Below are 18,686 nucleotides of genomic sequence, written 5' to 3'. Positions count from 1 at the left end.
AACCTCGGTTTGATGAGCGCCGAACTACGACCGGGTGAGGAACCGGGGCGTGTTCTTGTCGTCGACGACGAGACTGCCCTCGCTAAAGTTGTCGCCAACTATCTGACACGCGAAGGATTCACCGTGCGCCTCGCCCACGACGGGCCGAGCGCAGTACGTTCGATGCGTGAATTCGAGCCCGCGCTGATAGTGCTCGATCTGATGCTCCCAGGCTTCGACGGCATGGAAGTCTGCCGACGAATCCGAACCTTCTCGGATGCGTACATCCTGATGCTCTCCGCCCGCGGTGAAGAGTCGGACAAAGTGACGGGCCTGGCGGCCGGCGCTGATGACTACGTGGTCAAACCCTTCGGCCCCCGCGAGTTGGTTGCACGCGTGAAAGCTCTACTCAGACGGCCACGCGCGTCGAGTTTGCTGCCGAAAGCGCTGCCTACACCTCCCGGACTCGACATCGACGTCCTGGCCCGCACGGTCCGTGTCGACGACAACCCGGTCGATCTCACCCCCACCGAGTTCACCCTGTTGTCCGCGCTCGCATCCCGACCCGACGCGGCCTGGAGTCGGGCCGAGATCATCGCCTCGGTGTGGGGGTCGTCCTGGTTCGGGGACCAGCACATCGTCGACGTCCATGTCCGTGCACTACGCCGCAAACTCGGCGACGACGCGACCGATCCGCGGTTCATCAGAACCGTCAGAGGCGTCGGATACTCATTGAGGTCGTCATGAACAAGGTCGTCATGAACAAACTCGGGCTACGCGGAAAACTGCTGCTCGCGCAGCTTGTCGTCCTGTTCGTCTCCTGCCTCGTCATCGCCGCCGTTGCCATCGCCGTCGCTGCCCCGCTCTTTCACAACCACCTCATGATGGCCGGCATCGAAGACTCGAATGTGCGCACCCACACCGAAGAAGCATTCGCTCAGACCATGACCATTGCACTGTTGTGCGGGATCGCGGTCGCACTGGTGGGCGCAGGCATCGCCGCGGTCTACATCGTCCGACGCATCACGGCACCGATCACAACGCTGGCAGAGGCGGCGCAAAGCGTCGCCGACGGGAACTTCGACGTGACTATCGGCAGGTCCGACGTAGATGCCGATTTCACGCGTCTCGAAACCGCATTCGCCGACATGGCTGCACGCCTTGATCGTTCGGACCGGGTCCGCAAACGACTGCTTGCCGACCTTGCCCACGAATTGCGCACTCCGGTATCGACTTTGGCTGCGTACGTGGACGGAATCGAGGACGGAGTCGTGCCGACAGATCCTTCGTCGTGGTCGGTGATGCGCGATCAACTCGAACGTCTGCGTCGGCTGTCGTGCGATCTGGCGGACGTCTCCGCTGCCGACGAACACGCTCTCGAACTCGATCGCCGCACCGAGAATCTCGACGACATCGTCGCCAGCGCAACGGCAGCAGCAGGGCCACGTTTTGCCGACCGTGGCGTCGGGTTGACGACCGCGCTACCTCCGCAACCGGTCACGGCCGAGGTCGATCGCCAACGAATCGAACAGATCCTCGCCAACCTGCTCGAAAACGCGTTGCGGCACACTCCAACCGGAGGTTCGGTGACAGTGACACTCGCACGGGAAGGCGATCGCCTCTCGCTGTCCGTCACCGATACTGGTGACGGAATTCCCGCAGACCAACTCGAATCCGTCTTCGACCGTTTTCATCGTGGTGATCGTTCCGACGGCTCCGGTTTGGGACTAACAATTGCGAGGAGCCTCGCGCTGGCGCATGGCGGCAACCTGACGGCCCGCCGCAACGAGCATCCGCTCGGCAGCACGCTCGTCCTCACTGTGCCGATGGGACTCAGGCGGCTGCCTTGAATGGATCGTGCTCGGCGATCAACTTCTCGAGTCGGGCCTCGTCCACTCGAACTCTGACTGTGGACGCCTCCTGCTGATCACGAATCACCTTGGCCAACGTGAACGTGCTGGTGACCAAGAACAGCAAGGACATTCCGAGAAATCCGCGTTGCCACGCATCGATCGGAAGATAGGCAATTCCGAGTAGGGTGCCGACAAAACTGACGGCAAAGGCGATTCCGGCCTGCAGATAGAAGGCTGCAGTGGTCTTCGAAGGTGTTGTCGGTGCGCTCATGCGTCGAAGTCTGGCCTTTCGCCGCAACACTCGGATGCGTAGTCCTACTCGAGAGTGCACGGTACTTCCCCCGGCAATAATCAGATGCCGTTACCCATCCTGGTGGATAGTCTCGGTCCGGTATCCGGAGTTGTTCCAGAACAGTTGTTATTCGACAACAGTCAGACCGCAGGAGTGATCGATGACCCGCAGACATATCGCCATGGTGAGCATTCCGGCACCGGGCCACGTCAATCCGAGCCTGGCGATCATCGCGCGTCTCGTCGCCGCCGGTCACCGCGTCACCTATGCCAACGACGAGTCGATGCGTGAGATCATCGAGGCGACCGGGGCCGAATTCGCGCCGTATGTCTCCACGCTGCCCAGCCTCGTCCCTTCCCCTGACGGCGCCGAACCGGAGAAGAGTTGGGACGGGGATCTGATCGATCAGTTGACGATTTTCCAGGACGACTACGAGTCGATGCTGCCGCAACTGCGCCGAATCTACGACGACGACCGTCCCGACCTCTTTCTCTACGACATCGCCGGGATCCCCGCGCGAATACTGGCTCAGCAGTGGAATGTTCCCATCATCCAGTTGTCGCCGACGTACGTTGCCTGGGACGGTTACGAAGCCGACGCCGCGCCTATGTACGACGAGATTCGTTCCGATCCGAGAGGCGTCGACCTGCTCGATCGGGAGGCCCGGTTCTTCCGCAGCGAAGGCGTCGAGGTCGATCCGCGCGACTTCACCGGACGCCCACCGCGTGCAATCGTTCTGATCGCAGAATCGATGCAGCCCAACGCCGATCGCGTGAACCGCGACGTCTACACATTTGTCGGCCCCGCACTGGAACCGAGCAATCAACCCTGGGTGAACCCGGATCCCGAACGCAAGATTTTGTTGATTTCACTGGGATCCGCCTTCACCGATCATCCGGATTTCTACCGCACCTGCGTCGAGGCTTTCGGCGAGATTGCCGGCTGGCACGTCGTCCTCCAGATCGGTAAACGGGTGCAGATCTCAGATCTCGGACCATTGCCCGACAACGTCGAAATACACCGATGGGTACCGCAGTTCGCGATTCTGCAGCAGGCGGACGCGTTCGTGACCCACGCGGGTATGGGCGGATCCAGTGAGGGACTCGTGACCGGCACACCCATGATCGCGGTGCCACAAGCCGTCGATCAGTTCGGCAACGCCGACTCCCTCGTCGACGCCGGTGTCGCGGTTCGCGTCGACGGCGCTACCGTGACGGCAGCAGAGCTTCGTGAGTCGCTGACTCGGGTGAGCTCGGACGAGTTCCGCCGACGCAGTGCAGAGTTGGCAAAAGAACTCGCAGCGGCGGGCGGTGTGTCCCGTGCCGTCGAATTGATCGAGTCCGCTCTACCCGGCAGCGGGCCGAGAAAATGAGTGCTACCAGTGCCAGGCGTCGCCGCCCACGTTCGTGATGGTTCGCTGCAGGACAGTGATGGTGGTGACAAATTCCTCTTCGCTGATTCCCTGCATCCGTTCCTCCTGCAACATCTGCTGTACCCGCGCGGCGCGATCGAACTGCTCGGAGCCCGCATCAGTAGGGCGAAGGACAGTCCCATCTTCACGCGCCCACCCCAGTTCGAGGGCAGAGTCGACGGCGTCGTCGATTACGTCAGTTGATTCGTTCGGACCGATCGTCCGCAGGAGGACAGCGCGCTCCATCCCTTCAGGGTGCAGCGAAAGTTGGTGCAGGGCCCACCATTGCGGCTGAGTCACGCCGATTGCTTCGAGTGCCCCGCGCGTGCGTGCCCGAATCGCTTCGCCTGCGCGTGCGGTCCAGAATCCGATCGGCTGATTCGCCGGTGGCTGCATTGGCTGATTGGTCATGGACACGACGATAAAACCTCAATGGCAGTTCAGGTCAACCCAAGGCGGTGAGTTCTACATATGTTGTGTGATTGCTCCGCCGATAATCCGGGCGGCGTCGGGGAATTCGCCCGGGGTCGGACCGGCGTAGTTGAGCCGCAGGAACTTTCCGGTCGGTTCTGCCGGGAACCAATCGTCTCCGGCCCCGACGATGACGCCGGCCGACCGGCAGTCCTGCACGACGCGTTCGAGATTCGTGGTGTCCGGAAGCCGAAGCCAGAGGTTGAGTCCACCTTGCGGTACGGCGTCGAGGTGAGCGTCCGGCGCATGCTCGCGCAGACTCGACACGAGGAGGTCGCGTCTGGCCTCGAGTTGGTGACGAAGCCTGCGCAGGTGCGTTCGCCAGGCCGGTTGGGTAACGACGTCGAGGGCAACTGCCTGCAGCATTCCGCTGACGTACATCGAATCTGCTTGTGTATCAGCAAGAATCCGCTCGTAAGCCGGTCCCCGAGCGATCAAGCCGGCAACTCGCACCGATGGGGACACACTCTTGGTCAGCGCACGGAGGTAGACAACGTGTCCGCTGTCGTCTCGAGCAGCAATAGGGCTGGGATCGGCGGTGATGCCGAAATCGAGCGCCGAACTGTCCTCGATCAGGAAGGCGCCGTGCCGACGGACGGTCTCGAGCACCTTGTCAGCCAACGTCGGCGACCACAGCGCCCCCGTCGGACTCGCGAAACTCGGTTGTGCGTAGAACGCGCGGGCACCGGTCTGTTCGAATGCACGCGAAAGCTCTTCAGGATCAGGACCGTTGGCACCACTGGAGATCGGAATGACCGTGACACCGGCCTGGGCGGCAGCGAGGATCGCACCCCAGTACGTCGGCGATTCCATGAGCAACGGACGCCCCTCCCCCACCAGAGCACGGAAGGACGTCGCAAGTCCACCCTGACTGCCGGGAAGTACAACCACGTCGTTCGGCCCCGGCGGAGTGATCCCGGCGGGAGTGGCGGAACCCAATTCGGAGGCAAACCAGGATTGCAGTTCCGGAAGCCCGGCAGCGAGGGGCCGATTGAAGACTGCGTCGGTTCGCGTCGCCCTGGTGAAGGCTGCACGAACCAGTCCTTCCGGCAACAGCTCTCGGGCCGGATAGCCGGAGTGCAGCGCGATCACGTCGTTGGAGGTGGACTGCAACGCAATAGGCAACTGCAGACGATGGTTCGGCGATCCGAGCGCCGCCGTCTGCCACCCGTAATCATTGGGTCGAACGACGCGGGCGGCGCGTACGAAGGTCCCCACACCGGGACGAGCCTCCACAACCCCCTGAGATACCAGTGTTCGCAGCGCCTTCTGCACAGTGACCGGACTCGCCCCGTGCGTGCTGACGAGCGACCGAGTGGACGGAAGCTTCGCGCCTGGAGGAGCCGTGGCGATCCACTCGCGCAAAGCTGCGACAATCCTCGAACTGCTATCATTGGACATGTCGAATCATGGTAGCGCTACTCTCCGCTCAAGGCTAGCGCTATCGCGAATTTGTGCCCGTTTCCAGAGCTGAACCCTGAGGCGCCCTTCTCGTCAGAAATACAACTCGCCCACCCGAACCGGAGAGGTACGTAACCGCGTGAACACACCCATCGATCAGGCCCGCAAGCTCGAGAATGTCAGGTACGACATCAGAGGGCGAATTCTCGACAAGACCGAAGAACTCGAGGATCAGGGACACACGATCCTGCGACTCAACGTCGGCAATCCGGCCCCCTTCGGGTTCGAAGCTCCGGACGAAATCATGATGGCCATGATCCGCAATCTCCCTACCGCGCAGGGGTATTGCGATTCTCGCGGACTGTATTCGGCGCGCACTGCGGTGGTCCAGTACTACCAGACGCGGGGTATCACCGACGTCACCGTCGACGAAATCTATCTCGGAAACGGTGTGTCCGAACTGATCACCCTGACGATGCAGGCCCTCTGCAATCCAGAGGACGAGATCCTGATTCCCGCTCCCGACTATCCCTTGTGGACGGCTTCGGTTTCACTTGCCGGCGGCACGCCCGTCCACTACCTCACCGATGAGAGCCAAGGCTGGGCACCGGACTTCGACGATCTGGAAGCTCGGATCACGCCGCGCACCCGAGGGATTGTCGTCATCAATCCCAACAATCCGACGGGCGCCGTCTACTCGACGGAGGTACTGCAACGGTTCGTGGACCTTGCGCGCAAACACGATCTGATGCTCTTCGCAGACGAAATCTACGAAAAGATCGTCTACGACGGCCGATCCATGACAAACCTTGCGACGATGACCGGGCGAGATGTCCTGTGTCTGACGTATTCGGGACTGTCCAAGGCCTATCGCGTCTGCGGATTCCGAGCCGGATGGCTGGCCATCACCGGACCACTCGAACGGGCGTCGAGCTTCATCGAAGGCATCAAACTGCTGGCCAACATGCGTATGTGTGCCAACGTGCCGGCGCAGCACGCGATCCAGACCGCACTCGGCGGACGCCAGTCCATCGAGGACCTGTTGCTTCCACAAGGCCGGCTGACGGCCCAGCGCGATCTCGCGCACAGCACGCTCAACAGCATCGACGGGATCAGTTGCCAGCAGGCCGACGGGGCGCTGTACCTGTTCCCGAAGCTCGACGTCGACAAGTTCGGCATCGTCGACGACGAGAGATTCGTTCTCGATCTACTGGAATCGGAGAAGATTCTTGTCAGTCACGGCCGCGCGTTCAATTGGATCGAGCCGGATCACTTCCGACTGGTGACTCTGCCGAACACCGATGACCTCACGACCGCCCTCGAGCGCCTCGGCAACTTCCTCAGCTCCTACAGCCAGTAATCCCCAGGCACCGGGACACCTCCACAAACGACTGAACGCCGACCGGATTTCCGGTCGGCGTTCAGTCGTGAAAGTCAGCAGGCGATCAGGCAGTGACGATCGCGTCGAGTGCCGAGTAGAACAAGCCGAGTCCGTCGTCACTGGGGCCGGTGAGAGCCTCGGTGGCGTGCTCGGGGTGCGGCATCAGACCAACGACGCGGCCGTTGGCCGAGGAGATACCGGCGATACGACGCTGCGAGCCGTTGGGGTTCTCCTCCGAGTAGCGGAAGACGACGCGGCCTTCGCCCTCGAGTTCGTCGAGGACCTTTTCGGAAGCCTGGAAGCGACCTTCACCCGACTTGAGCGGGATGAGGATCTGGGCGCCGGCCTCGTAGCGTGAGGACCACGCCGTGTTGTTGGCTTCGACCGTCAACCACTCGTCGCGGCAGATGAAGTGCAGACCCTGGTTACGGGTCAGAGCACCGGGGAGCAGACCGGCTTCGCAAAGGATCTGGAAACCGTTGCAGATGCCGAGGACCGGCATGCCGCCCTTGGCTGCTTCGACGACCTTGCCCATCGCGGGAGCAAAACGTGCGATCGCGCCGCAGCGAAGGTAGTCGCCGTAGGAGAATCCGCCGGGGACGACGACCGCGTCGACACCCTTGAGGTCTGCATCGCCGTGCCAGAGCTCGACAGCTTCACCGCCAGCCAGGTTGACGGCCCGAGCAGCGTCGATGTCGTCGAGCGTGCCCGGGAACGTGATAACCCCGATACGTGCGCTCATGCCTCGACTCGCCTGACGGTCCAATCCTCGATCACCGTGTTGGCCAGCAGGCCTTCGGCGATCTTCTCGAGTTCGGCGTCTTCGACACTGCCGTCGATCTCCAACTCGAACCGCTTGCCCTGACGGACATCGGATACTCCTGCAAAGCCCAGGCGAGACAGTGCCCCGACAATTGCCTGTCCCTGGGGGTCGAGAATCTCGGCCTTGGGCATGACTTCGACGACGACACGGGCCACGTGCTGCTCCTCGGTACTAGTGCGCGAACCCGGAGTGAAACGCTCGGGTGATGGCCAGTTTACCGGGCGCACCCGAGATGGTTCGCATCGAGTGATCGGGGCGTGACGGCCAACACCTGTGGGACTCGCCAGCGAGCCCTCCCGCGTCGGCGCATACTCGAAATCATGCGACTGACACATTTCGGCCATTCCTGTGTGCTCGTGGAGTTGAACGGCTCGAAGATCCTCTTCGATCCCGGCAACTTCTCGCACGGATTCGAAGGCATCACCGGCCTCGACGCCATCCTCGTGACACATCAACACCCCGATCACGCCGACCCGGCGCGCCTGCCCGAACTGGCCGAAGCGAACCCCGACGCCGTGCTCTACAGCGATCCCCAGACGGCTGAAAAGCTCGGTGGGCGCTGGACCGGAGTCCGGCCCGGTGACCATTTCAGCATCGGCAACGTCGAGGTGACCGGAACCGGCGGAGAGCACGCGATCATCCATCCGGACCTACCGATGATCGACAACACCGCGTTCCTCCTCGGCGACGCGACCAACCCGGCGCAGTTCATGCATCCCGGCGATTCCCTCTTCGTTCCCGAACAGACGGTCGACGTCCTTGCCCTTCCTGCCGCCGCGCCGTGGCTCAAGATTTCCGAGGCCATCGACTACCTCCGCGCGGTGGCGCCGCGTGTCGCGGTTCCCATCCATCAAGCGATCATCCGCGACGAAGCCGCCGGTATTTTCTACGGCCGCTACTCGGAAATGGCTGCCGACGGCACGGAGTTCCGCGTCCTCGACGAGGAGTCGAGCGTCGAGGTCGCCTGATTCAATCCTTCACGCACTCACATCGTCGATGATCCAGCCGGTGCTCGTCCCACCTGCTGTGTCGGTGAGTGTGTAGCGGATCCGGCCGACGCCGACTCGCAGCTATCGAAAAGTTGCCGTCGGCAGATTTCAGGCTGCGCCAAGTTCCTGAGACGGGGAGTTCCACCGATACACCTGCGAGGTGGCTTCGTGAAAGAGAGCAAGGTCGACGGCGTCGAGAACTGCCTGCCTCGGGCCCTCGTTTCCCAACTGCTTGGCCGTGATCGACAATCGGACCAGTCCCCCACGCTTGGCGGCGCGCCCGGCTCCGAGAACCAATGCGCGACACCACCACGGCTCGGCCTTGAAGCCCTCGCCGATACCGAAAACCCGTCCCCGTTGCAAGGTGCCACGGGTCAGATCGTGCACGGCCCCGAGGCCTGCCATCGTGCGAAAACCCGTCTCCGGCAACACCGACATGGCACCGGGCGACGCCACCCAGCGCGGCGGCGCGAACACCCGGGTCCGAAGGCCGGCATGCTCGAGAACTCGATCCGCAGCGAGTAGTCGCAGTTTTGCTTCGTGCTTCGACAAGGTGGCGAACTCGGCCCGACGACGCTTGGTCGCTGCCTGGTCGTAGCCGTGCAGAACGATGGCGTCGCCGTGCTCACGACGCTCACGCAGCCAAGCCGTCGTCACCGCGTCGTCGGCCAGTCGATACTTGTCCTTCAGTCGCGGCGCCACCAGGAGCGACAAACGGACACCTCGAGCGTCCATCTCGTCAGCGAAGCCGGCAGCGAGATAGCATGTCTCGTCTCTGATTCCGGATACCGACACGATCAGTTCTGCGGACATACTCCGATAGTGGCAGCTGTGGGTGAACAGCACACTGCCGCCGGATGATCATCCGGCGGCAGTTTCCAGCAACGGGCTACTAGTTCTCGAGAAGCGCAGCTACTAGTTCTTGGGAAGCGCAGCTTCGATCGCGGCCACAACCTCGGGTGCGTCAGGCTCGGTCCGCGGACGGAATCGGTTGACGACGGTGCCGTCCGGTCCGATCAGGAACTTCTCGAAGTTCCACTGGATGTCGCCGGCAGCGCCTTCGGCGTCGGCGGCCTTGGTGAGTTCGGCGTACAGCGGATGCTGGTTTTCGCCGTTCACCTCGATCTTCTCCAGAAGCGGGAACGTGACGCCGTAGGTGGTGGAGCAGAACGTCTCGATCTCTTCGGCGGTGCCCGGTTCCTGGCCCATGAACTGGTTGCACGGGATACCGATCACGGTCAGACCGCGGTCCGCGTATTCACTGGCCAGCTTCTCGAGAGCCGAGTACTGCGGGGTCAGTCCACACTTGGATGCGACGTTGACCACGAGCACGGCACGGCCGTCGTATTCACCCAACGAGGTGGGCACGCCACCGAGAGTGTTGATCGCGATGTTCTGTACTGGAGTTGTCATAGGTTCCAACTTAGCGACTGTCTCGCACACTGCTACTTCGCGTACTTCGCGCACCGCTAATTCGACGCTCCGAGAATGCGATCGAGGTCGCCCAGAACGGTGAGACCGCCGAGCGGTCCGACGCCGGTGATCCAGTACGACATGTCCACAAGATGTGGGTTCGGGAAGAATCCGGCGTTGTCCGCCACGGCCTTCGGCATCGTGCCGGAATCGGCCGGATTCACGGACGTGACCAGGATGAGATCGGCGCTCGATCCGGAGACGAATTCCGGGGAGAGGTCGACGGAGATCGAGTTCTCCCAGTCGCGTGCGGGAATGGTGAGCCCAGCGCATTCGAGTGTGCTTCCGGCAAACGACGTGGGTCCGTACAGCGTCAGAACGTCGTCGCGTGGGCGGATGAGCTGAGCGGTCTTGCCCTCGGTACTGTGCTTGCTCGCCACTTCCTCGCAGCGTGCCGTGTAGTCACCGAGCAGTTCGCCTGCCTGATCGGTCTTGTTCAACGCCGCTGCGACGAACTGGACGTTGTCCTGCCACGGATCGGTCTGGGTCGCCATGTAGACGGTCGGCGCGATGGCAGCGAGCTGCTCGTACAGATCACCGTGCCGCGATTCCGTTCCGATGATCAGGTCCGGGCTCAGTGCGACGATCTTCTCGAGGTTCGGTGCCGCGACGGTGCCGACCATCTCGATCTCCGCGGCCTTCTCACCGAGGTACGCCGGAACCCCGGCCGTCTCGCTGAGTACCGCGGTGCCCACGGGAATCACGCCCAGCGCTACCGACGTGTCGAGCTGAACCGGCTCGAGCACGACAACTCGCTGCGGATCCATCGGTACGTCGGTAGTTCCGCGGGCGTGGGTGACCGCGTGCACGGCGTCGGGCTGCATCCCAGGGTCATGAAGATCGTCACCGCCACAAGCAGTCGTCGTTGCCACGATGACAGCGAGGACAAAACCACCCAGCACGTACCTCGTACGCGAGTTACTGCGCTTCATTCACACACTCCTGTCACCGACTGCTTCCGACCGCCACAGCCACGCGCATTCACCACGGCTGAGCAAAGGATTCACCATCCAATAGTCTGGTGAGCCTAACCTACGAAACTGGAGCCTTTTCGTGTCTTCCCTCCCCTGCCACAGCGACGGTGCCGTGGGGAAGGCACCTATGCAGTGCTTTCCGGAATTCGTCGCCAATCCTCAAACCAGTCGGCGCCCTCACGCCTGTACACGGCAGTCCTCGGCCGCCGGCGAACCTATGGTCGGTCGCGCCGGAATGACACATCTGTGGGTGTTGATCGAGCACCCCGGGCCCTGGCCGGCGTCCGCCCCCGACGACGTTCTCCCCGTCGCGCTCACCGAAAAGATCTACGCAGCGCAGGGCCGTATCCGCCTCGTGGTGATCCGGCGGCCCCGCATCCGCCGAGTCCTCACCCCGACGTGTGTACTCGCGTGGACGGACGGCACGCGCCACTGGATGCGGGAAGGGTCGGTGGACCGATACGAGGACCTGTCGGCACTACCGTTCGAATCGATGGCCACCGGAGTGGAGCCCGCCTTCGGCTGCTCCCGCACGGAACCGCTCTTCGGAGTCTGCACACATGGGAAAAAAGATGCGTGCTGCGCCGAACTCGGCCGTCCGGTTGTAGCGGCACTGGACGCGGCCCAGCTCGCGGACGTGTGGGAGTGCAGTCACATCGGTGGAGATCGTTTCGCCGCCAACATGATTGCGTGGCCCGCCGCAGTCTATTTCAGCCGACTGGACGGCAACTCAGCGATAGATGCAGCCGAGAAGTACCTGAATGGAGAACTGTCCATGACGCACCTGCGCGGCCGGGCAGCGCTGTCTCAGGCCGCTCAGGCCGCCGAGCACGCTGTCCGGCGCGCCACCGACATCGTCGCAACGGATGCACTCGAGAGTGTCACCGAGAGGGTCGACGGAGTACGCACGACTGTCGACCTTCGGTTGGGAGCGAGAGACTTTCGCGTGGTCGTATGCCCCGGCTCTCCAGGGCAACCGTTCCGACACGATTGTGGTTCCGGAGGAACGGTCGAATGGAGCGGATGGACCGTCGAGCACCTTCTCGAGCAACCGCACTGACCACTCGATTTCCGCTGCGACTGCCCGGCAGGCCATCGAACCGAGATTTGCGCGGACTGACAACACTTCGAATCAGGTCGCGATGAAGGCTCGACGCCCCTGGTGATTACGGCTTGCATTCTTCCCATGACCACCGCACTGACGCCGAATGCCGTTTCCCGGTCTGCAGATCCGATCAAGAGTGAGGTCGACTACGAATCGCTGGCAGAGAAATTCCGTCCGATCTTTGCGGACATCGCACAAAGCGTCGTGGAACGCGAACGCGATCATGTCCTTCCCTTCCAACAGATCGACGCACTCAAGAAAGCAGGCTTCGGCGCCGTTCGGGTGCCGACGACACACGGTGGATCCGGCGCGAGCATCCCTCAGCTGATTCGCTTGTTGGTCGAACTGTCAAGTGCCGATTCCAACATCACCCAGGCACTGCGCGGTCATTTCGCGTTTGTCGAAGACCGACTGGTCGCCGACCCCGGACCTGAACGTGACACCTGGCTCCGACGCTTTGCAGAGGGACAGCTGGTCGGAAACGCGTGGACCGAGATCGGCGACGTTGCATTGGGCGAAGCCAACACCAAGGTCTCGCCGGCACCGGATGCCGATCATTTCCTGGCGAACGGGGCCAAGTTCTACAGCACAGGTTCGATCTTCGCCGACTGGATCGACCTGTACTCGCAGCGCACCGACACGGGCGCATTCGTGATTGCCGCGGTCGAGGCGAGGCAACCTGGTGTCACGCACAGCGACGACTGGAACGGCTTCGGCCAGCAGACGACAGGATCCGGCTCGTCCATCTACGAGAATGCGATTGTCCAGCCGGAGAACATCTTCGACTTCTCGACGCGATTCAAATACCAGACCGCGTTCTACCAACTGTTCCATCTCGCCACTCTCGCCGGCATCGCCAAGGCTGCGACAACCGAGATTTCTCGCCGAGTTGCCGCTCGCACTCGCACCTTCAGCCACGGCAACGCTCCAAGGTATGCGCAAGATTCACAGATCCAGCAAGTGGTCGGCGAAGTGTCCTCTGCCGCCTTTGCAGCCGAGTCCGTTGCACTGCACGCCGCGCAGTCGTCCCAATGGGCTTACGAAGCCGCGTTCTCCGGGTCGCCGGAGGAAGAGAAGGCGGCCAACATTGCGGCCGAAATCGATTCGGGGCGAGGCCAGGTCGCCTCGATCGGACTCGTCGTGCCGGCCACGGCCAAGATCTTCGACGCGCTCGGCGCTTCCGGAGTGAGCCGGGACCTCGATCTCGATCGATTCTGGCGCAACGCCCGCACCGTCGCCAGCCACAACCCGGTCGTCTTCAAATCCAAAGTTGTCGGCGACTACGAAATCAACGGAACCGAACCGATTTACGTGTGGGCCATCGGGACTGCACCGACTGAAAAGGATGTACCGGCATGACCGTGACCAGTGAAACCGAAGTCTTCGTCGGCGTTCCCGACACATCCGAGGGTTGGATCGACCGCGCACGCGAGGTGAGCAACATCCTTGCCGCCGACGCACTCGCCCGCGACCGAGCCGGCGAACCACCGTTCCGAGAAGTCCAGCTGCTCAAGGACAGTGGTCTGGTGACGCTCCTGGGCCCGGTCGAGTTCGGCGGCGGTGGGCAGCGATGGGAGACCGCCTACAAAGTGGTTCGGGAGATCGCGCGCGCAGACGGCTCCATCGGACAACTGCTCGGGTATCACTACCTGTGGGCGTGGGCAGCCAGATTGGTCGGTACCGATCCGCAGATCTCCGATGTCGAGGAGCTGTACACGAGCAATCGATTCTTCTTCGGCGGTGCGGTGAATCCTCGAGACATCGACCTCACCGTCGTGGACCGCGGCGACACCCTGGTGTTCAACGGTGTGAAGTCGTTTTCCACCGGCGGCCGAGTCACCGACCTGACGGTGCTCGAGGGAATCATCGACGGAACTGCGACGCATGTGTTCGCGATCGTGCCGACTGCTCAGGACGGCATAGTCTTCCGCGGAGACTGGGACAACCTCGGGCAGCGCCTCACCGATTCCGGCAGTGTCGAGATCAACGACGTCGAGGTCGACTGGGCAAGCGCGGCAGGCTTTGTCGACAAGGAATTCCAACCTCTGGTCTACAACACCCTGAACTTCCCGGCGATCGAGATCGTGTTCGCGAACTTCTACCTCGGGATCGCCCGTGGCGCACTGGACACTGCGGCCGAGTACACCCGAACCCGTACGCGTCCATGGCCGTACGGCGGCGACAACCGCGAAATCGCAACGGACGAGTGGTACCTCCGTGAGGGCTACGGCGACTTGCAATCCAAGCTGTGGGCAGCGGAGGCCTTCGTGGATCAGGTCAGCCGAGAGGCCGACGCCGTGCTCCACGACGCTCGCGAAAACCTCACCGAGCAGGCTCGCGGCGATCTTGCCGTACGCATCGCGGCCGCAAAACTTCGCGCCGCCGACGTGTCCTTGGAGATCAGCAACAAGATCTTCGAACTGACCGGTGCCCGAGCCACGTCCAACGACGTGGGCCTGGACATCTACTGGCGCAACATCCGGACGCATACCCTTCACGATCCGCTCGCGTACAAGCGCCGTGAAGTCGGTAGCCGCTATCTGACCGGCGAGATTCCCGAACCGTCCTGGTACACATAGCACCCACGAACAAAAAGAGACCGTCGCACGTTTGGTGCGGCGGTCTCTTTCATCGTTACGACCAGGATCACTGATCGTAGATCGGGTTCCGCACCTGCTGTGCGGTCAAACGTTCAGCAGAGCGGACGGATCTAGTGATGGCTCACAAATGACTGCTTGGTGCCGGTCGGAGCCGTTTCGAGTTTGTGCTGCTCTTCCTCGTCCTCGTCGTCGAGCATCGTTGCCTCGTTGAACGGAATCTTCCCGTCGAGCACCTCGACGACGCGTTCCTTGTCGATCGTCTTGGTCCATGCGCCGATCAGGAGAGTCGCGACCGCATTGCCCGAGAAGTTGGTGATCGCTCGCGCTTCCGACATGAAGCGGTCGATTCCGACGATGAGTCCGACGCCGTCGAGAAGCTCGGGGCGATGGCTCTGCAGTCCGCCGGCCAGTGTGGCCAGACCGGCGCCACTGACTCCGGCAGCACCCTTGGAGGCGATGATCATGAACACCAGCAGCGAGAGCTGTTCACCGAAGGCGAGCGGCTGTCCCATGGCGTCGGCGATGAAGATCGACGCCATCGTCAGGTAGATCGCGGTGCCGTCGAGGTTGAACGAGTAGCCGGTGGGAACGACGATGCCGACCGTGGTGCGCTCGACGCCCACGTGCTCCATCTTGGCGATCAGACGCGGCAGTGCCGATTCGGAGGACGAGGTGGCGAAGATGAGCAGGTACTCACGGGCCAAGTACTTGACCAGCTTGAAGATGTTGAATCCGGTGACGGCGCGCAGTAGCGTTCCGAGAACACCGAAGACGAAGATCAGGCAGGTCAGGTAGAAGCCGATCATCAGGGTTCCGAGCTGGACGACGGCGTTCAACCCGGTCTGGCCGACGACGCTGGCGATGGCACCGAAAGCACCGATCGGGGCGAGCCAGAGAATCATCGTCAGGATCTTGAACACGAGCTTCTGGATGTATCCGACGGCCTTGAGAATCGGTTCACCCGACTTGCCGAGCGACTGGATCGCGAAACCGACCAGAAGGGCGACGAACAGAGTCTGCAGCACGCTTCCGGCTGTGAGGGAGGACAGCATCGACGTCGGAATGATAGACGCGATGAAGTCCCAGGTGCCGCCGGCGCTGTGGGCCTGATCTGCAAGCTTGGCCACCGAGGCCGCGTTGGGCGTGATGTTCAGGCCGCTGCCCGGGTTGAGCAGGTTGCCGACGCCCAGGCCGATCGCGAGTGCGATGGTGGACATCCCGATGAAGTAGGCGAGCGCGAGGCCGCCGACCTTGCCGACCTTGGCCGCAGCTCGAACCGAGCCGATGCCGAGCACGATGGTGCAGAAGATGACCGGGCTGATCATCATCTTGATCAGGCTGACGAACAACGTTCCGAGCACACCGACGGACTTACCGAACTCGGGTGCGAGCCAACCGACGAGGATGCCGCCGATGACCGCCACGATGACGCTCATGTAGAGCCAATGCGTCTTGTCGCGCTTTGCCTTGGTGCCCTCGGGCTGTGGGGAACCGTCTACTGTCCCTGTTGCCGTGCTGCTCATGGGGTGTCCTTTGGATCGGATATCTGTGAAGTGATCGGGATCACTTCGAGTCGTGGAGAATTCTTGTTGCAAACAGGTGGGCCCGGAAGTTTGTGTTCATTACGTTCAGGAGGCGCTCGATGGTCGAACGAAAGACCGGCCGACGTATGAGCGTTGCCAGGCAGATCCTGATCCTGCAATTGGCATTGTTGGCGCTGGTCATCGGCGTGGGGGCCGCGCTCGCGGTTGTCGACGAACGCCGCGACAGCGATGACGCGATCCGTCGTCAGGTCAGCTCGATAGCGCAGACTCTCGCCCTGTCGGATTCGACGGCGGCAGCCCTGACGAGTCCGGACCCGACTGCGATTCTGCAACCACAGACCGAGAAAATCCGACAGGCAACCGGCGTCGATTTCATCGTGGTGATGGCGCCGGATCGCACTCGGTTCACACACACGAGCCCGGAACTGATCGGCCAACTGTTCACCGGGAACATCGACCGCGCACTCGCCGGCGCGACCTTCACGGAAACGTACGCCGGGTCGCTGGGGCCGTCGATCCGCGCCGTCACTCCTGTCTACGATTCCGGCGGAACCCTGGTAGGTCTGGTGTCTGCCGGTGTCACCCGCGAACAGATCAGCAAGCAGTTCGCCCAAAGTGTTCCGGTCATCCTGTTCGTTGCCGGCGGCGGTCTTCTTGCCGCGCTCTTGAGTTCGCTTCTGGTGAGTCGGCGTATCAGGCGACAGACCCTGGGAATGGCGCCGGATGAACTCCGCACCATGTACGAACACCACGACGCCGTCCTGCACAGCATCGGTGAGGGCTTGGTGGTGATCGGGCGAGGCCGAAGCAAGGATGCGCGAGTGGATATCGTCAACGACGAAGCACGTCGCCTCCTCGATCTACCGGACGGGCCCGTGCCACTTTCATCCATCCCCGAGACCTTGCGAGTCGACGACGCATCGCCCGCCAAGGACCAAGTGCACCTCACCGACAAGCGTGTGCTGGTGGTCAACCAACACCCGGTTGAGTGGGAGGGCAACAGAATTGGCACCGTGCTGACAATTCGCGATCACACCGAACTGCAGAACGTGCTCGGGGAATTGGATTCGGTACGTAGTTTTGCCGAGTCGCTTCGATCGCAAGCCCACGAAAGTGCAAATCGTCTGCACACGATCATCACGATGGTCGAGTTGGGGCGAAACGAAGACGCAGTGGCCTTCGCCACCAATGAATTGCGGGTGTCCCAACAGCTGATAGATCGTCTGATGAATGCGGTCCACGAGCCGGCGCTGGCCGCACTACTGCTCGGAAAAATGAGCGAAGCGACCGAGCGTGGGGTCGACCTGACCATCACGGAAGACACCGCGCTCGGTCCGGTTCCTTCGCTCAATGCACGCGAGTTGGTCACGCTGGTCGGCAATCTCGTGGACAATGCTATTGACGCATCGCGCGCGAGCGAGTCTCCGTGGGTGGAAGTGACGGTAATGGAAGAGGATTCGATGATGGTTGTTGCCGTCGCCGACAGCGGCCCGGGAATGACACCCGAAGCACTCGAAAAGGCCAAGGGCCGTGGCTACTCCACAAAATCCGGCTCTCGCGGACTCGGTCTCGCGCTCGTCTCGCAAGTGGTGAAACGGCACGGCGGCACGCTCACCAGCGAACCGGCGATGGGCTCCATGCTGGTCGTCCGTATCCCGCTGCGCGAGGCGGAAGCACCGCGATGATTCGTGTACTGATAGTCGACGACGAACCGTTGATCGCGCAGGCACACCGTTCCTACGTCGAGCGAGTGCCGGAATTCGTGGTCCACGGCGTGGTTCATTCCGGGAACGCCGCCGTGCGTGCAGTTACGGCGGCCAACGCCACCGACCAGCCCATCGACCTGGTCCTGCTCGACATCGGGTTGCCCGACGCCAGCGGTCTCGACGTGGCTTCCGCCCTCGGCGGGTTGCGCCCCAGTCCGGACATCATCGCGGTTACCTCGGCGCGCGATCTGGAGGTGGTTCGAAGCGCCGTGGCTCGCGGGATCGTCCTCTATCTTCTCAAGCCGTTCACTTTTGCAGCATTCCGCGACAAGCTCGAGCGCTACCTCGAATATCGTGCAGCACTTCCCGCTGGAGAGTCTGCGGTCAGCCAGCACGACATCGACCGAGCGATGTCCGCACTACGAACGTCCGACGATCGAGCAGCGGCGCCGAAAGGCTTTGCGCCTCAAACGCTCGGACTCGTCGCAGCGTCTGTCCGGGATTCGGAGGGACCCGTGACCGCCGCAGAGGTGGCAGCATCGGTCGGCGTGTCCCGGGTGACAGCCTGGCGCTACCTGGAAAAGCTGGCAGACGACGGCATGCTCACCCGGGAGACCGAGTACGGGCGCGCTGGGCGCCCTCAGGTTCGTTACCGAAGAACCTGATTGACACAGAACCAGATTG

At 62.4% G+C, this 18,686-nt stretch carries 19 protein-coding genes; 10 read left to right on the top strand and 9 right to left on the bottom strand.

Annotation, left to right across the window (positions count from 1 at the left end; all coding sequences use genetic code 11):
• Positions 1–12: 12 nt before the first annotated feature.
• Positions 13–726 (top strand): response regulator transcription factor, encoded by a 714-nt coding sequence (locus tag R4P65_RS24145; protein ID WP_317828413.1) that lies wholly within the window; start codon positions 13–15, stop codon positions 724–726.
• A complete protein-coding gene (locus R4P65_RS24140) occupies positions 723–1,829 on the top strand; it encodes a sensor histidine kinase (RefSeq protein ID WP_317828412.1) in 1,107 nt (368 codons plus the stop codon). The genes R4P65_RS24145 and R4P65_RS24140 overlap by 4 nt, the downstream gene beginning before the upstream one ends.
• On the opposite strand, the gene R4P65_RS24135 is transcribed toward R4P65_RS24140, so the two are convergent.
• Positions 1,813–2,103, bottom strand: a complete 291-nt coding sequence (locus R4P65_RS24135; protein WP_054800678.1) for a YiaA/YiaB family inner membrane protein — start codon at positions 2,101–2,103, stop codon at positions 1,813–1,815. The two genes, R4P65_RS24140 and R4P65_RS24135, sit on opposite strands and share 17 nt — an antisense overlap.
• Before the next feature lie 181 nt (positions 2,104–2,284).
• On the opposite strand from R4P65_RS24135, the gene R4P65_RS24130 reads away from it, so the two are divergent.
• Positions 2,285–3,496: a macrolide family glycosyltransferase gene (locus R4P65_RS24130; protein WP_317828411.1), complete on the top strand. Its 1,212-nt coding sequence runs from the start codon at positions 2,285–2,287 to the stop codon at positions 3,494–3,496.
• A 3-nt stretch (positions 3,497–3,499) separates the two neighbouring features.
• Here R4P65_RS24130 and R4P65_RS24125 read toward each other — a convergent pair whose 3' ends face one another.
• Positions 3,500–3,946: a MarR family winged helix-turn-helix transcriptional regulator gene (locus R4P65_RS24125; RefSeq protein ID WP_317828410.1), complete on the bottom strand. Its 447-nt coding sequence runs from the start codon at positions 3,944–3,946 to the stop codon at positions 3,500–3,502.
• Between the two features lie 54 nt (positions 3,947–4,000).
• Entirely contained in the window at positions 4,001–5,407 is a 1,407-nt protein-coding gene (locus R4P65_RS24120) for a PLP-dependent aminotransferase family protein (protein ID WP_317828409.1), read from the bottom strand.
• A 139-nt stretch (positions 5,408–5,546) separates the two neighbouring features.
• Here R4P65_RS24120 and R4P65_RS24115 point away from each other — a divergent pair, with 139 nt between their 5' ends.
• Positions 5,547–6,767, top strand: coding sequence for a pyridoxal phosphate-dependent aminotransferase (locus tag R4P65_RS24115; protein WP_317828408.1), 1,221 nt, complete (start codon positions 5,547–5,549; stop codon positions 6,765–6,767).
• Positions 6,768–6,852: 85 nt separating this feature from the next.
• On the opposite strand, the gene purQ is transcribed toward R4P65_RS24115, so the two are convergent.
• Complete coding sequence (gene purQ, locus R4P65_RS24110; protein WP_050655460.1) at positions 6,853–7,530, bottom strand: phosphoribosylformylglycinamidine synthase subunit PurQ; 678 nt, start codon at positions 7,528–7,530, stop codon at positions 6,853–6,855.
• Positions 7,527–7,766 carry a phosphoribosylformylglycinamidine synthase subunit PurS gene (purS, locus tag R4P65_RS24105; RefSeq protein WP_003945817.1) on the bottom strand — a complete coding sequence of 80 codons (240 nt, stop codon included), beginning with the start codon at positions 7,764–7,766 and terminating at the stop codon, positions 7,527–7,529. Before purS ends, purQ begins: the two co-directional genes overlap by 4 nt.
• Positions 7,767–7,931: 165 nt before the next feature.
• Between purS and R4P65_RS24100 the strand changes: the two genes are divergently transcribed.
• The gene (locus tag R4P65_RS24100; protein ID WP_317828407.1) at positions 7,932–8,579 is read left to right on the top strand and encodes an MBL fold metallo-hydrolase; all 648 of its coding nucleotides are present in this window, start codon (positions 7,932–7,934) and stop codon (positions 8,577–8,579) included.
• 129 nt (positions 8,580–8,708) lie between these two features.
• On the opposite strand, the gene R4P65_RS24095 is transcribed toward R4P65_RS24100, so the two are convergent.
• The 3 genes from R4P65_RS24095 to R4P65_RS24085 all read right to left on the bottom strand — a co-directional run bounded on the left by R4P65_RS24095 (position 8,709) and on the right by R4P65_RS24085 (position 11,005).
• Positions 8,709–9,413, bottom strand: coding sequence for a DUF2334 domain-containing protein (locus R4P65_RS24095; RefSeq protein WP_019747074.1), 705 nt, complete (start codon positions 9,411–9,413; stop codon positions 8,709–8,711).
• Positions 9,414–9,515: 102 nt separating this feature from the next.
• Complete coding sequence (locus R4P65_RS24090) at positions 9,516–10,013, bottom strand: glutathione peroxidase (protein WP_003945816.1); 498 nt, start codon at positions 10,011–10,013, stop codon at positions 9,516–9,518.
• A 56-nt stretch (positions 10,014–10,069) separates the two neighbouring features.
• Positions 10,070–11,005 (bottom strand): iron-siderophore ABC transporter substrate-binding protein, encoded by a 936-nt coding sequence (locus R4P65_RS24085; protein WP_317828406.1) that lies wholly within the window; start codon positions 11,003–11,005, stop codon positions 10,070–10,072.
• A 277-nt stretch (positions 11,006–11,282) separates the two neighbouring features.
• Between R4P65_RS24085 and R4P65_RS24080 the strand changes: the two genes are divergently transcribed.
• From R4P65_RS24080 to R4P65_RS24070, 3 genes are all read left to right on the top strand, one after another.
• A complete protein-coding gene (locus tag R4P65_RS24080) occupies positions 11,283–12,107 on the top strand; it encodes a sucrase ferredoxin (RefSeq protein ID WP_317828405.1) in 825 nt (274 codons plus the stop codon).
• Between the two features lie 126 nt (positions 12,108–12,233).
• The gene (locus R4P65_RS24075; protein WP_317828404.1) at positions 12,234–13,511 is read left to right on the top strand and encodes an acyl-CoA dehydrogenase family protein; all 1,278 of its coding nucleotides are present in this window, start codon (positions 12,234–12,236) and stop codon (positions 13,509–13,511) included.
• On the top strand, positions 13,508–14,731 hold the full coding sequence (locus tag R4P65_RS24070) for an acyl-CoA dehydrogenase family protein (protein ID WP_317828403.1): 1,224 nt from the start codon (positions 13,508–13,510) through the stop codon (positions 14,729–14,731). Before R4P65_RS24075 ends, R4P65_RS24070 begins: the two co-directional genes overlap by 4 nt.
• 131 nt (positions 14,732–14,862) lie before the next feature.
• Here R4P65_RS24070 and R4P65_RS24065 read toward each other — a convergent pair whose 3' ends face one another.
• Entirely contained in the window at positions 14,863–16,275 is a 1,413-nt protein-coding gene (locus R4P65_RS24065; RefSeq protein ID WP_317828402.1) for a cation:dicarboxylate symporter family transporter, read from the bottom strand.
• A gap of 119 nt (positions 16,276–16,394) precedes the next feature.
• On the opposite strand from R4P65_RS24065, the gene R4P65_RS24060 reads away from it, so the two are divergent.
• Together R4P65_RS24060 and R4P65_RS24055 are read left to right on the top strand one after the other, a co-directional pair.
• Entirely contained in the window at positions 16,395–17,981 is a 1,587-nt protein-coding gene (locus R4P65_RS24060) for a sensor histidine kinase (RefSeq protein ID WP_317828401.1), read from the top strand.
• Entirely contained in the window at positions 17,978–18,667 is a 690-nt protein-coding gene (locus tag R4P65_RS24055) for a response regulator (RefSeq protein WP_230814945.1), read from the top strand. Before R4P65_RS24060 ends, R4P65_RS24055 begins: the two co-directional genes overlap by 4 nt.
• Positions 18,668–18,686 lie beyond the last annotated feature (19 nt).

It is taken from the genome of Rhodococcus sp. IEGM 1318, assembly GCF_033142465.1.
Lineage (GTDB): Bacteria > Actinomycetota > Actinomycetes > Mycobacteriales > Mycobacteriaceae > Rhodococcus_F > Rhodococcus_F qingshengii_B.
The sequence above is the reverse complement of the archived record's forward strand: the minus strand, read 5'-3'. Positions and strand labels throughout refer to the sequence as shown.

What these genes read in the sequence shown, in the direction of transcription:
- R4P65_RS24070 (WP_317828403.1), top strand. Translation starts at nt 13,508, where the DNA reads ATGACCGTGACCAGTGAAACCGAAGTCTTCGTCGGCGTTCCCGACACA.
- R4P65_RS24125 (WP_317828410.1), bottom strand. Translation starts at nt 3,946, where the DNA reads ATGACCAATCAGCCAATGCAGCCACCGGCGAATCAGCCGATCGGATTC.
- R4P65_RS24100 (WP_317828407.1), top strand. Translation starts at nt 7,932, where the DNA reads ATGCGACTGACACATTTCGGCCATTCCTGTGTGCTCGTGGAGTTGAAC.
- R4P65_RS24060 (WP_317828401.1), top strand. Translation starts at nt 16,395, where the DNA reads ATGGTCGAACGAAAGACCGGCCGACGTATGAGCGTTGCCAGGCAGATC.
- R4P65_RS24085 (WP_317828406.1), bottom strand. Translation starts at nt 11,005, where the DNA reads ATGAAGCGCAGTAACTCGCGTACGAGGTACGTGCTGGGTGGTTTTGTC.
- R4P65_RS24055 (WP_230814945.1), top strand. Translation starts at nt 17,978, where the DNA reads ATGATTCGTGTACTGATAGTCGACGACGAACCGTTGATCGCGCAGGCA.
- R4P65_RS24095 (WP_019747074.1), bottom strand. Translation starts at nt 9,413, where the DNA reads ATGTCCGCAGAACTGATCGTGTCGGTATCCGGAATCAGAGACGAGACA.
- R4P65_RS24080 (WP_317828405.1), top strand. Translation starts at nt 11,283, where the DNA reads ATGACACATCTGTGGGTGTTGATCGAGCACCCCGGGCCCTGGCCGGCG.
- R4P65_RS24130 (WP_317828411.1), top strand. Translation starts at nt 2,285, where the DNA reads ATGACCCGCAGACATATCGCCATGGTGAGCATTCCGGCACCGGGCCAC.
- R4P65_RS24090 (WP_003945816.1), bottom strand. Translation starts at nt 10,013, where the DNA reads ATGACAACTCCAGTACAGAACATCGCGATCAACACTCTCGGTGGCGTG.
- R4P65_RS24075 (WP_317828404.1), top strand. Translation starts at nt 12,234, where the DNA reads ATGACCACCGCACTGACGCCGAATGCCGTTTCCCGGTCTGCAGATCCG.
- R4P65_RS24120 (WP_317828409.1), bottom strand. Translation starts at nt 5,407, where the DNA reads ATGTCCAATGATAGCAGTTCGAGGATTGTCGCAGCTTTGCGCGAGTGG.
- R4P65_RS24140 (WP_317828412.1), top strand. Translation starts at nt 723, where the DNA reads ATGAACAAGGTCGTCATGAACAAACTCGGGCTACGCGGAAAACTGCTG.
- R4P65_RS24135 (WP_054800678.1), bottom strand. Translation starts at nt 2,103, where the DNA reads ATGAGCGCACCGACAACACCTTCGAAGACCACTGCAGCCTTCTATCTG.
- purQ (WP_050655460.1), bottom strand. Translation starts at nt 7,530, where the DNA reads ATGAGCGCACGTATCGGGGTTATCACGTTCCCGGGCACGCTCGACGAC.
- R4P65_RS24065 (WP_317828402.1), bottom strand. Translation starts at nt 16,275, where the DNA reads ATGAGCAGCACGGCAACAGGGACAGTAGACGGTTCCCCACAGCCCGAG.
- R4P65_RS24145 (WP_317828413.1), top strand. Translation starts at nt 13, where the DNA reads ATGAGCGCCGAACTACGACCGGGTGAGGAACCGGGGCGTGTTCTTGTC.